The sequence below is a fragment of the Chelatococcus sp. YT9 genome (genome assembly GCF_018398315.1).
GTDB lineage: Bacteria > Pseudomonadota > Alphaproteobacteria > Rhizobiales > Beijerinckiaceae > Chelatococcus.
Genome location: NZ_JAHBRW010000001.1, coordinates 368318 through 380967 on the forward strand (window position 1 = coordinate 368318; position 12650 = coordinate 380967).

13 protein-coding genes are annotated in these 12650 nt (G+C 59.7%); 7 read left to right on the plus strand and 6 right to left on the minus strand.

Annotated features, from left to right (window positions below):
* Positions 1-16 precede the first annotated feature (16 nt).
* Positions 17-1759: an L-arabinonate dehydratase gene (gene araD, locus KIO76_RS01600; RefSeq protein ID WP_213321166.1), complete on the minus strand. Its 1743-nt coding sequence runs from the start codon at positions 1757-1759 to the stop codon at positions 17-19.
* Between the two features lie 421 nt (positions 1760-2180).
* On the opposite strand from araD, the gene KIO76_RS01605 reads away from it, so the two are divergent.
* The 4 genes from KIO76_RS01605 (at position 2181) to KIO76_RS01620 (ending at position 5683) form a co-directional block, all read left to right on the plus strand.
* Positions 2181-3431 carry an ABC transporter substrate-binding protein gene (locus tag KIO76_RS01605; RefSeq protein WP_213321167.1) on the plus strand — a complete coding sequence of 417 codons (1251 nt, stop codon included), beginning with the start codon at positions 2181-2183 and terminating at the stop codon, positions 3429-3431.
* Between the two features lie 87 nt (positions 3432-3518).
* Positions 3519-4457: a carbohydrate ABC transporter permease gene (locus KIO76_RS01610; protein ID WP_213321168.1), complete on the plus strand. Its 939-nt coding sequence runs from the start codon at positions 3519-3521 to the stop codon at positions 4455-4457.
* Positions 4457-5269: a carbohydrate ABC transporter permease gene (locus KIO76_RS01615; RefSeq protein ID WP_213321169.1), complete on the plus strand. Its 813-nt coding sequence runs from the start codon at positions 4457-4459 to the stop codon at positions 5267-5269. The genes KIO76_RS01610 and KIO76_RS01615 overlap by 1 nt, the downstream gene beginning before the upstream one ends.
* Positions 5270-5278: 9 nt before the next feature.
* Positions 5279-5683, plus strand: coding sequence for a carboxypeptidase-like regulatory domain-containing protein (locus tag KIO76_RS01620; protein ID WP_213321170.1), 405 nt, complete (start codon positions 5279-5281; stop codon positions 5681-5683).
* A gap of 1 nt (position 5684) precedes the next feature.
* Here the strand turns inward: KIO76_RS01620 and KIO76_RS01625 are convergent, their stop codons facing one another.
* Positions 5685-6578 (minus strand): SMP-30/gluconolactonase/LRE family protein, encoded by an 894-nt coding sequence (locus KIO76_RS01625; RefSeq protein ID WP_213321171.1) that lies wholly within the window; start codon positions 6576-6578, stop codon positions 5685-5687.
* Between the two features lie 4 nt (positions 6579-6582).
* Positions 6583-7254 (minus strand): SDR family oxidoreductase, encoded by a 672-nt coding sequence (locus tag KIO76_RS01630; RefSeq protein WP_213321172.1) that lies wholly within the window; start codon positions 7252-7254, stop codon positions 6583-6585.
* Between the two features lie 290 nt (positions 7255-7544).
* On the opposite strand from KIO76_RS01630, the gene KIO76_RS01635 reads away from it, so the two are divergent.
* On the plus strand, positions 7545-8030 hold the full coding sequence (locus KIO76_RS01635) for an SRPBCC family protein (RefSeq protein ID WP_213321173.1): 486 nt from the start codon (positions 7545-7547) through the stop codon (positions 8028-8030).
* A gap of 191 nt (positions 8031-8221) precedes the next feature.
* A complete protein-coding gene (locus KIO76_RS01640) occupies positions 8222-8572 on the plus strand; it encodes a cupin domain-containing protein (RefSeq protein WP_213321174.1) in 351 nt (116 codons plus the stop codon).
* 99 nt (positions 8573-8671) lie between these two features.
* Here the strand turns inward: KIO76_RS01640 and KIO76_RS01645 are convergent, their stop codons facing one another.
* On the minus strand, positions 8672-9022 hold the full coding sequence (locus KIO76_RS01645) for a DUF488 domain-containing protein (protein WP_213321175.1): 351 nt from the start codon (positions 9020-9022) through the stop codon (positions 8672-8674).
* Between the two features lie 400 nt (positions 9023-9422).
* On the opposite strand from KIO76_RS01645, the gene KIO76_RS01650 reads away from it, so the two are divergent.
* Positions 9423-10127: a glutathione S-transferase N-terminal domain-containing protein gene (locus tag KIO76_RS01650; RefSeq protein ID WP_213321176.1), complete on the plus strand. Its 705-nt coding sequence runs from the start codon at positions 9423-9425 to the stop codon at positions 10125-10127.
* A gap of 94 nt (positions 10128-10221) precedes the next feature.
* Here the strand turns inward: KIO76_RS01650 and KIO76_RS01655 are convergent, their stop codons facing one another.
* Both KIO76_RS01655 and KIO76_RS01660 read right to left on the minus strand, forming a co-directional pair.
* Positions 10222-10920 carry an RraA family protein gene (locus KIO76_RS01655; protein WP_213321177.1) on the minus strand — a complete coding sequence of 233 codons (699 nt, stop codon included), beginning with the start codon at positions 10918-10920 and terminating at the stop codon, positions 10222-10224.
* Between the two features lie 54 nt (positions 10921-10974).
* The gene (locus KIO76_RS01660) at positions 10975-12537 is read right to left on the minus strand and encodes an ABC transporter substrate-binding protein (protein WP_213321178.1); all 1563 of its coding nucleotides are present in this window, start codon (positions 12535-12537) and stop codon (positions 10975-10977) included.
* Positions 12538-12650 lie beyond the last annotated feature (113 nt).

Genomic DNA, 12650 nt, shown 5'->3' on the forward strand with positions numbered 1-12650 from the left:
AGCGGATCGTGCCGGATCAGAAGATCTCGGGTTCGGGCGTGGCTTCTCCGGCCTCGAGGAAATCGAAGTCGCAGCCCTTATCGGCCTGCGTGATATGGCTTTCCACGATCACGCCGTAGCCGCGACTGAAGCGGCGCGGCGGCGGCTGCCAGTTTTCCCGCCGACGCGCCAGCTCCTCATCGCTGACGAGCATCTCAAGCCGCCGGCCCGGCACGTCGAGCAGAATCTCATCACCCGTTCTGACCAGCGCGAGCGGGCCGCCCACATGGGACTCCGGCGCGACGTGCAGCACGCAGGTGCCGTAATGCGTGCCGCTCATCCGCGCATCCGAGATGCGCACGAGGTCGCGGATGCCTTGATCGAGCAGGCGCTTCGGCAAGGGCAGCGCACCCCACTCCGGCATGCCCGGCGCCCCCACCGGCCCGGCGCCACGCAAGATGAGCACGCTGTTCTCGTCGATCGCAAGCTCCGGATCATCGATACGGGCGTTGAGTTCGGCATGGCTGTCGAACACGACGGCCGGTCCGCGATGTACGAGCAGATGCTCGCTCGCCGCCGAGGGCTTGATGACAGCGCCATCCGGGGCGAGATTGCCGCGCAGCACGGCGATGGCGGGCCGGCCAACCACCGGCCTGTCGAGCGGCCGGATCACCTCGTCGTCGTCAACCCGCGCCTTCCTCAACACGTCGCGCCACGTGACCCCGGCGGCCGTCGCCGCGTCGAGATCAAGCCTGTCAGTCAGACGCGACATCAAGCCGAGAAGTCCACCGGCGAAGAAAAAATCCTCCATCAGGGCATCGCCTGCCGGAAAGATATTCGCCAGAACCGGCGTCTGGCGGGCCGCGGCATCGAAGTCCTCTAGAGCTATGGCAAGGCCCGCGCGCCGGGCGATGGCCACCAAGTGGACAGCTGCATTCGTCGAGCCGCCGAGCGCCACATCGACGTGCAGCGCATTACGGACCGCGCCCGGCGTCAGGATGTCGAGCGGCTTCAGATCGCTCCACACCATCTCGACGATGCGCTCGCCACAGGCAGACGCCATGCGCGGATGCGCTGCGTCCATCGCGGGTATGCTCGACGCGCCTGGCAACATCAGGCCAAGGGCATCGGCGATCGACGTCATGGTCGATGCCGTGCCCATGGTATTGCAGGTACCAGGCGACCGCGTCGATATGCCTTCGATCTCGATCATCTCCGCTTCACCAATGTGGCCGGCGCGATACTCGTCCCAATACTTGCGCGTATGCGTGCCCGCACCGACCTTGGTTCCGCGCCAACGGCCATTCAGCATCGGTCCGGCCGGGCAGTAGATGGCCGGTATGTTCATGCTGATGGCACCCATCAAGAGGCCGGGAGTCGTCTTGTCGCAACCGCCAAGCAGCACGGCCCCGTCGATGGGGTGCTGGCGCAGCAGTTCCTCGACCTCCATCGCCAGAAAATTGCGATAAAGCATGGTTGTCGGCTTCACCATGACTTCGCCTAGGGACAAGGCGGGAAGTTCCACAGGAAAGCCGCCTGCGCGCAAGACGCCCCGCTTCACGGCCTCCGCTCGCTCGCGCAGATGCGCGTGGCAGGGGCTCAGGTCGCTCCAGGTATTGACGATGGCGATGACCGGCCGCCCCATGAACTCATCGCGCCGAAAGCCCATCTGCTGCATGCGCTGCCGATGGGCGAAAGCCCGCATCCCTCCCGCCGAATACCAGCGGGCACTCCGTAGATCGCCGGGCCGGCGACGCGACCTCGGGCCCTCTCCACTCATCGACGTCCTCCGCTGCGGATTCCCGCCGAGGCAGTAATTCCGCGATATGTTGCACTAGATGAAATGTTGCACCAGATGAAATCGCTTGCATCTGCGCCGATCACAGCGAGCGGACTGTGCTCGCAAGCCTGACAACTACATGAAAACAAGGACTCTCGTAATAAGCATCGGACCGCTACGGCTGAGCGCTTGACCGCACGCTTGCAAACGCTATCATCATCCGAACAATGGGCGTTGGCAACCAGAAGAACACGTCATACGCTCTTGCAAAGGGGATGGAAGCAAACCCGGTCGATCGAGCGGCCGTTGTGGATGTTTGCATATCGGTTGCGTAACACGTTGCAGCGGAGATGCGGTCTCGCGCCTTGAAGGCGCGTATTGCCACAGCAAAGCCGGATAACAAAGTTCGAGGGAGGACGGGATGGATCGCAGGACAGTGATCAAAGGCGGACTGGCGATGGCGGGCGTGTTGGCGGCCCCCGCCTATCTCAGAGCGCAGTCCAACAAGAAAATCAGCATGCTGACCTGGAATATCGCGGACCAGGAAGCGTTCTTCAAAGAACAGTTCGCCGACTTTACCAAGGATAATCCCGGCGTCGAGATCGAATGGCTCGACAAGAAGGGCCCTGAGCTTCCAGCCTTCTACCAGACGCAGCTGGTTGCCGGCACCGCGCCCGATATTGTCGATCTCCAAGGCATGATCTGGGTGGAATGGGCCGCCAACGGCGCGCTCCTCGATATGTCCCCCATGCTCGAGAAAGAGCCAGCCGTCGCGAAGCTCTATAACCCCGACTACCTCTCCGGCTTTGTCTACGACAAAAAGCAATTTGCCATTCCGTTCTATGTCGCAAAGACGCTGCTCTATTATAACAAGACGATGTTCAAGGAGGCTGGACTATCGGCGCCCCCGCAATCGTTCGACGAGATCATCAAGTTCTCGGAAGCCATGGCAAAGGGCGAGAAGACAGGCTTCTTGACGCTGAATTTCGATTGGCTCTACTGGCCGCTGATGCGGATGAACGGTGTCGAGCTCCTGAAGCCGGACATGCGCACACCAGCCTTCAACACGCCTGAAACTGCAGCCGTGCTGGAGAAGCTTGCCAAGGCGACGGCTTCCGGAGGCATCAACAAGATTGCCTGGACGGGGCGTTGGGTCGAGCCAAACGGCGCATTCGCCGCAGGCAACGTGGGTATGCTCCAGGCGCATTCGGCTTCCTACTTTTTCGTCAAGGGTCAGGGTCCATGGGTCAACCCGGACACGCTTGGCGCGACGCAGGCGCCGGGCAATTGGTCCACGCCGACCAATCACGCTTTCGTCATCTCCAAGTCCTCGAAGAACCCGGAATTGGCATGGTCGCTTATCAAGCACATGACGGGTAATAAGTGGGCTACGAAGTTTGCGTTGAGCCGACGCATTCTGACCGGCAATATCGAGGCCGACAATTCCGTCCTTGCCAGGATGAAGACCGAAGATCCGCTGGCCCATGCTGTCCTCCAGACGCAAATCGAGCATACGGACAAGATGACCGGCAACTGGCCGTTGCCCAATGATGCGCAGGTCAAGGATGCATTCTGGCCCGAAATCCAGAACGCGGTGCTCGGCCGGAAGGATCCGAAAACGGCCCTGGCGGACGCCGAGCGCGCGGTCACACGCGTGATGCGACGTTCCTGAGAGGACATCGCGCTCAGCGCACTTTCCGCTGGGCGGGAAACACGCGGCCGCGTCGGGTCGAGACGGCATGAACATCGGAAAGACGTAATGGCTACAGCTGTTGCAGAAGCGGGGCGGGACTACGGTTCATTCTTCATTGCTCGCAAGAACACGCGGCAAGCTGTGCTGATCTGGTGTTTTCTCGCCCCGTCGTTATTGATCTTTCTGCTGTACCGTATCCTCCCCCTCGCCTGGAACGTCATCCTGTCCTTTCAGGCATGGTCACCATTGCGGCCCGCTGTCTGGATCGGCTTTGACAATTACGATGAAATGCTGACCGATGACGTGTTCTGGCAGTCGCTCTGGAACACGCTCTACATCATCGGATCGGCGCCCATCGGTATCGCGATCGCTTTGGCGCTGGCGCTTCTCGTCAATGCTGACATCCGCGGCAGGGATGCCTATCGGACAGCGATCTTCGTATCCTACCCGCTGATGACCGTGGCTGTTGCCATTATCTGGCGGTGGATGTTCGACGAGCGTGTCGGCCTGATCAACTATGTTGCGCGCTCGCTCCATCTCATCGAATCGCCGATCCAGTTCCTCAACTCTTTCACCTGGGCGCTGCCATCCGTCATTGCCGCCAATATCTGGCAGATGCTCGGCTTCTATATGATCATTCTACTTACGGGATTGCAGAACATCCCAAGCAACCTTTATGAGGCTGCCGAGATCGACGGTGCCAATGCCTTCCGTCGCTTCCTGCGCATCACCCTGCCCTTGCTGAAGCCCTCGATTTTCCTGTGCTTCGTTATCGGCATGCTCAACTCCGTCACGAGCTTCGACCTGGTCTATGTCATGACCGGTGGCGGTCCGGGACGCGCTACGGAGATCCTCGTCACCTATATTTATAAGCTCGGTTTCGTGCAGACGCGATTTGACTATGCGGCCGCGGTGACGGTGGTCTTCTTTGTCATGCTCATTGCCATTGCCTGGGCGGCCAACCGCTTCTCAGGCGGCAATGCAGGCGCGGTGGAGCGGGACTAATGCATCACTACCCGCGTTGGCCAATCCACCTCATCCTGCTAGCCACGAGCTTCATCATGCTCGTGCCGTTTTACTGGGTGTTCAAGACGTCCATATCTGGTGAGAACATCTTCACCTACCCACCGAACATTATTCCGCGTAATCCGCACATCTTCTATTACGTGGATGTCTGGTATGCGATTCCCTTCGCACGCTATTTCCTCAACAGCGTCATCGTCTCCGTGCTTACGATTGCCGCCAATGTCATCTTCAATGCGATGGCAGGCTATGCGTTGACACGAGGCTTTCGCGGCAAGAACCTCGTTCTGATGCTGTTTCTCTCCTGCATGATGGTGCCATTCCAGGCCACGATCATTCCCGCCTATCTCATCACCGGAAAGCTCGGCTTGCTGGATTCCTATGTGGGCTTAGCGTTGCCGCAATTTTCGACGATCATCTGCATCTTCGTCTTCAAGGCGAGCTTTGACGCGGTGCCAAAGTCATTGATTGATGCAGCCAAGATCGATGGTCTATCCGAGTGGCGCATCATCTGGAAAGTTATGATGCCACTCGCCAAATCCGCCATGGCGACCAATATCATTCTGTCATTCATCTGGTCTTGGAACAATTTTCTATGGCCATTGATCATGACGCGCTCTGCCGACATGCAGACTTTGCCGCTGGGTCTATCGCGCTTCCTGTCCTATCAGGAGGATACGACGGGAGCACTCTATGCATTCTGCGTCATGGTCCTCGCACCGGGCATCCTGCTTTTCCTCCTGGCTCAGAAGGAATTCATCCAAGGGCTTACATCCGGCGCTACGAAGGGATGAGGTCGCATCGTGCAAGATGAGGATTTTCAACGCCCGCGCTGGCACAAGTGGTTGCTTAACCGCTTCGTGCTCACGCCACTGATCATCGCTCTCATCGCCGGCGCGTGGGATCTCTACGCGAATATGCACAACAACGGCCTGGTGGAAGGCACGGTGGTGGATGCGGCCGGCAACCCCGTTGCCGGCGCGGACGTGACGCTCTGGACCTTCAATTTCACGACGTTCAGTGAGAAAAGCCACACCAAGAGCGGGCCTGACGGGCGCTTTGCCTTTACCGACAATCCTTCGCACCACATTCAAGTCAGCGCGACAAAGCCCGGCGTTGGTACGTCTCAGCGCAAGCCGATCCGGCTCCTGTTCCAATCTCAGGACACACAACTGCAGGAACCGCTCATCCTCTCGGGTGGCGCCTGAATCAGCCCGCGAACTTCGGCTCCGGGAGACCGCGCACGCCCAAGTCATGGAGCGCAAAGACCGCACCGGCATGGGCAACGCTCGCACGCTCGGTTTCCGGGATCATCGATGCAGCGCTCGTGACATAAAGGATATCGAGGTCCGGCCCCCCAAAGGCGCACATGGTGGGATGCCTGACGGGCAAGTCGATCAGGCGATCGAAACGGCCCTTGGGATCGACCCGCGCAATCTGCCCACCGTGAACGAGCGCGCACCAATAGAACCCATCGCTGTCGACTGTGGCGCCATCACAGCGGCCTGGAATGTCCTTGGTCGAGAAAAACAGGCGGCGGTTCGAGATAACGCCTTCCTCGAGATCAAAGTCATACGCAAATACAGACTCAGCACGACTGTCCGCGAAGTAGAAGGTGCGATCATCCGGTGAAAAGGCGATCCCATTGGAGACGATAAAGCCTCGATCCATGCAGGAGACATTGGCGCAATCGTCCAAGCGATAAAGCGCGCCTGTCGGATGCGCGAGATCCGCATCACGCGAGCCGCACCAGAAGCGGCCGCGCCTATCACATTTGCCATCGTTGAGGATATTGAGCGGCCTCTCCGGCTCCGGATCGACGAGTCGCTTGACGAAACTCGTGCCACGGTCGTCCACGAGCTCGACGAGCGCGAAGCCCGTTTGCAGCGCGGCCACGATGCCGCCCTTGTCGCGAAAACCAAAGGAGCCGATTACGGACGGCATTTGCCAGGACGAAATCTTGCCATCGGCATCCATTCTATGCAGCGCCGGACGCAACGCATCCACCCAGTAGAGCGCGCCTTCCTCCACATGCCAGCATGGGCATTCTCCTAACTGATTGCGGCAGTCGGCGACGACTTCAATGTCAGGAGCGTCGGACATGGCCTCACCAGGGCAAAGGTTGGTCGTGATAGGTCTGGAAGATGCCGGTATGGTGCCGGCCTGCTCGATGCAGCACGCCGCGCATTCCGGCAACGCTTTCGGTCACCGGGACGCGCCCACCGGGTTCGGTCGCGGCCCAGCCCGGGTGGAGGGCGATCACGCTGATATGACGCGGCGCAAGGTCCACGGCGAGCGTCTTGACGACCATGTTGAGGCCTGCCTTGCTGGACCGATAAGCATAGGAGCCCCCCGAATTGTTGAGCGTGATCGATCCCATGCGGCTCGATACGAAGGCCATCGTCTTGAGTTCGCTAGCCGCGACGTTCTCGACCAGGCATTCCGCCAACTTCATCGGGCCGATCAGGTTCGTTTCGAGGATACGCCGCCAGTTTGGGTAGTCAGTGTGGCCGAACGGGGGATGTGGCCGGCCGATCCCTGCATTGCTCAGGAGAATATCGACAGGTGCTTTGCCCAGACCCTCTGCGAAAGCTTCGATCGCAGCGTGATCAGTGACGTCAAGCTTCGACACTGTGATATCGCCTGTGATCGCCCGTGTCTCCTCGGCAGACTGCGGGTCAAGACATGTGGCAAGGACGCGATAGCCGTCGGCCGCGTATTGCCTCGCGAATTCAACACCTAGACCAGTATCGCAGCCGGTAATGACGATCGTTGCCATAGGAGAACCCAGAAGCTGTGAAAACTTGAAACCTCGGCCCGTTGTTCCGGCCAAACCCGGGTTGCACGACAATTCCCGGATGGGTGCCAAGCGAGGAGGATGGAAATAAACCAATATCCCTGTCAGGGGGAGCGAGCACTCCGGACCAGGAGTACGTGGACAAGCGCGACTTGCGGCATCCCGGCACGGTCGACACGGTAGATGCCTGAGGCGGAATCAATGATAGCCTTTACACTACGAAACGCAACGTGGCAGTCGCCATTCAATAAGCAGAGGAAGCGAGGACAATCATGACATCGAACACAACGACACCGGCCACGCACGAGCTTTCACTCACCCGCACGCTCGCAGCACCCCGCCATGCCGTTTTTCGTGCCTGGACCGATCCCGCCCTCCTGAAGGAGTGGTTCGCACCAAGACCGTGGAGCGTCAGCAAAGCTGAACTCGACGTTCGTCCTGGCGGCTCGAACTTCATCGTCATGCGCAGCCCGGACGGCGAGGATTATCCGAACCGCGGCGTTTATCTCGAAGTGGTGGAAAACGAGCGGCTCGTCATAACCGATGCCTACACTGAAGCTTGGGTTCCTTCCGAAAAGCCTTTCATCACGATCATCTTGACTTTTGAGGACGAAGCCGGCGCCGCTGGGAAAACCCGTTATACTGCACGCGTCCGCCACTGGACTGCAGAAGATCGGGAAACCCATGAAGGGATGGGATTTCACGAGGGCTGGGGCCGCTGCACCGACCAATTGGAGGAGATCGCGGCGCGGCTGTGAGGCGAGCCGCCGATCTTGCAGCGAACCGGTCACGTCTCAAAGACCAACCGATGACGCAATTGGTGGTTACCCCCAGGCGTGAGAATCAGGCATAGGGCGCATGGCAGCCGCTGCCCGAGAACCGGCGTCCTCGCGTCGGGCGGGTTGCGGCACGACCGCTTCCGACTGTTTCGCAACCTTGAGGAAAAGCCATGTCCCTCCTGAAGACCATCGCCACCTCGGCGCTCGGCGACGGTGTCGTGTCGAAGATCGCACCGGATCGACTACTGGAAGGCGATCCGACATGCACGACCTGGGAGCAGGACGCGATCGAGGGCAAAGTGGAGACCGGCGTCTGGCAGATGACGCCGGGCAAGAACATCTCGGTCAAGAGCAACATCTATGAATTCTGCCACATCCTCGAAGGTGTCATCGAATTGACGGAAGACGGCAAGGAGCCTGTCACTTACCGAGCCGGCGACAGCTTTGTGATGAAGCCAGGCTTCGTCGGTACGTGGAAAACAGTCGAGACCGTCCGTAAGATCTACGTGATCATCGACTGATCGGTCCGCTTCATAAGAGGTCCACGGCCCCTAATCACATGGGGCCGTGGACTTTCAGACCCCCTCGTGCATCCAAACGGGCTACCCCTTCCTTTAGCCTCACCGTCTTTCGAGGTAGTTCTTGAGGGCGACGGCGTTATTGTGAGCCGCCTCCCGCGATGCATAGAGAAGCGTGACAGGTCCCTTCGCGACGAGTTCTTCCAAAGGCTTCAAGGCTTCGGGGCTTGCATCGAGTTCCTGCGCATAGCGTTCGCAGAACTCGTCCCAGAGCTCAGGTTTGCTATGGAACAGCTCGCGGAGTTCGTTGCTCGGCGCTATATCGCGAAGCCAACCGGTAAGCTGGGCAGCGTCGCGACTGACGCCGCGTGGCCATAGTCGATCAACGAGCACCCGCGCGCCATCGGAAGGTGCCGGCGCCTCATAGATTCTCTTGGTCATGATGTTGGTCATGTCAGCCCGCCGGCCTTTTTTGCCGCCCTGCTCCCCACGCGATCGTCTCAGGAGAATATCTCCCGGCCCAAGCCCGATCAGCCCAAGGTCGAACTATGCTGCCGAACGGAGGCACTCTGCAACCCCACGGAGCTGATCAGATGACGCTGGCGGTGAAGACATTGGTGAACCCGCCCGGGCGCGCAGGCCAAGACGAGGGTTCGGCGACTCAACAGTGGACGTCTGCCATTTGGCTTGATTAGCGCATCGCACCGCCCTCGCGCCGCATGACGGACGACGGTGGCATGTTTCCAGGGCAGTTGCTCACACCGAGGCTTGGCGTAACACTGCGCCGGGAAACATCCCACGGATCTCGCCGCCGTAACGGCGTCGTCCCATTCGTCACCGAGGAAAGCATTTCATGTCCGATCTTTCCACGTTCGCCATCACCGCACGCTGGCCAGCGCAGCATCCCGACCGGATCCAGCTTTATTCCCTACCGACGCCGAACGGCGTCAAAGCCTCGATCATGCTGGAGGAAACTGGCCTGCCGTACGAGGCGCATACGATCAATATCGGCCAGAACGAGACATGGACTCCGGAGTTCCTGTCGCTCAATCCCAACGGCAAAATCCCGGCGATCATTGATCCCAATGGGCCGGACGGTAAGCCACTTGGCCTGTTCGAATCCGGCGCCATACTGCTCTATCTCGCCGAGAAGACCGGCCGCTTCCTGCCCACGGACGCGGCCGCGCGCTACGAAACCATTCAATGGGTCTTCTTCCAGATGGCCGCGGTGGGCCCGATGTTCGGTCAGCTGGGTTTCTTCCATAAATTTGCCGGCCGCGAAATCGAGGATAAGCGTCCGCTCGAGCGCTACCGGGCAGAATCGAAGCGCCTTCTCGGCGTTCTGGAGACGCGTCTTGCCGGCCGGGCGTGGATCATGGGAAGCGAATATACGATCGCGGACATATCGCTCCTTGGCTGGGTACGCAATCTCATTGGCTTCTACGGCGCGGGTGAACTCGTCGACTACGCCAGCTTGAAGAACGTGCCGCAGTGGCTCGAGCGTGGCCTCGCCCGCCCCGCCGTCCAGCGCGGCCTGGAAATTCCGGCGCGCCCCTGAGGAAACAGCAGCGGCCGCCGACGCGATCGCAGAACGACCAAGATCCCGGATGTTGCGATCCGGGATCCTTTCTTCAAAACAACTTTGGAGGGGATCACAGCTTCTTGTAGCGGCCGTAGACCTCCTCCGCGTCATTCGCCGGATCGGCAAAATCCGCGCGGGCGCGTGTTTCGGTCGCGGCGTGCTCCTCTGCGAGCCGCAGCACCTCGATGGCCCGTTCCTTCGGGATCACGAGGACGCCATCAATGTCACCGAACATGAAGTCGCCTGGATTGACCGTGACGGTCGCGCTCAGGTTCCCCCGCAAGGTAATTGGCTGCTGCCAGCGGTAGTAGCTCCAGCGCGCAACAGCTTCGACCGGCGAGTGGTAGCGGCGGAAGCATGGAAAATCCATCTTGAGGATAAGCCCGCTATCGCGAATTCCACCGTCGATGACAGCGCCGGTCACGCCCTTGGCACGCCCGAGCACGGCATTCATCTCGCCGTAATGCGCTACCCTGGCGTCGAAGCCGCAATCGCGGACATCGACGCAGGGATGGCGCATATCGCCGAACATCTTGATGCGCCGCTCGCGAAGCCCAGGATCACCGGTCGGGTCGGCAATCCCCTGCACGGTGAAGGCCGGCCCTGCGATGACCATGTCATCCCGGAGCGGCCGGATATCCGTGGCGAGCGACTGGTTGGGCAGGCCCATCTCATCCATGATGTCATAGACAAGCCCCGTATAAAGCCGCCTATATCGCTCGATGACATCGAGAATATCCAGCGTTCCTGGCAAGACATTGAACGTCATTATGCTACTCATACCTTGTGGATTGGAGTGCATGATATCTAAGTGGGAACATGGTCAGCTCTTGGCGACCCACGCTTCCGCCAACTGCCAGGCACCACCGGAATCCAAGATGATATTCTGGAGTTCTTTGCGTGCAACATGGCGCGCCTCGCGGAAGAACAGCCATGAGTAGTAGTTATTGGTGTTCAGCACCGTTTGCAGCTGCTTATAGATTGCTTTGCGCTTAACCTGATCTGTCTCCTCCCGCCCCTGATCCACCAGCTTGAAGACCTCCTCGTCGCTGATACCAGACCAGTTTTGGGCGGCGGTGCGTCCAAAGAAGGGCCCGAAAACCTGATCCGGATCAGCCCGTGGCACGTTAACGCGGCCGATGGCGATCTCATGCTGGTGATCGAGCACCTTCGGCACCCAGGCTTGCCGCTCGAGAATCTCGATTTCCAGATTGATCTTAAAGGGCTTGAGCTGTGCCTGAACGATCTGCGCAACCTGGGTGTCGGGATCGCGCTGGATGATCGAGAGCTTGGCACTGAATCCGTTGGGCTGACCGCCCTCCTTGAGAAGCTCCTGCACCTTGGCCGGATTAAGGCTCGGCGCGGGCACACTCGCGTCGAAGGCCCAATCCGTTGGAGGCACCCACGTGGGAGTGACCGCACCGAAGCCACGCGTGATGCCCTTCATCAAGACATTGCGATCAACGCCATAATTGATAGCGGCGCGCAGAGCCGGGTTCGTAAATATTCCCTTCGTGACGTTGAAGGTCATCCATTGCGCTATGCCTGGCGGAACGGCAATAAGCTTCAACGCGGGATTTGCTTGAACTTCCTCAAAATCGCGCGGGGTCACGCCATCCACCAGCTGCACGCCGCCCGACTTGACCTCGACCATCTTGACGGCCGTCGTCGGAATGATGCGCAAGACCACCGCGTCTGAATAGGGAAGCTTCTTCCCGTCCGCGCCATCACGCCAGTAGCGCTCGTTGCGGACGAAGCGAATGTGGCTGCCGCCAACCCACTCGGCAAATTTGTAGGGTCCCGTGCCGACAGGCTGCCTGCCGAAGTCCTGTCCCAACTTCTTCAATGCGGCAGGCGAACACATCATGCCGGCTTCGACCGCCAGGGACGCGAGGGCGGCACCCGATGGTTTCTTGAGCTTCACACGAACCGTCATGGGATCGATCGCCTCGGCGCCGGCGAGATCCGCGAGATCTGGCGTGCGCGGTGCCGTCGACCCTGGGGCAATGACGCGGGAAATATTCGCAACGACGGCGGCCGCGTCGAAAGGCTCCCCGTCATGAAAAACGACGTTCTCTCGCAATTTGAATACGATCGACTGCTTATCTTCGGACCACTCCCAGCTTTTAGCAAGCGAGGGCTGCAGATTACCTTGCTCATCGAACTTGAGAAGTCCCTCGAACATTTGAATCAACGCATAGCGGTCGGAGGTCGGCGCGTCTCCCATGATGGGATCAAGGCTCTTGGGCTGGAGGTCCATGGAAGCCGTAATGGTACCTCCGCGGACCGGCGCGCCCTGGGCCAAAGCCGGAAAACCGGAAAGGCCAGCGACCAAACCAGCGCCCGAGGCGCCGATCAATAACCCGCGACGTGAAATGATGGTCATGAAAGGTCTCCTCCAAACGGGCACGCGCGGCATCCGCGGCGCCTCATTGCGACCTACATATCAGATATGTTTGCGGACGAGCAATAGGGTTTACAGGTAGGCATGCAGGGCAC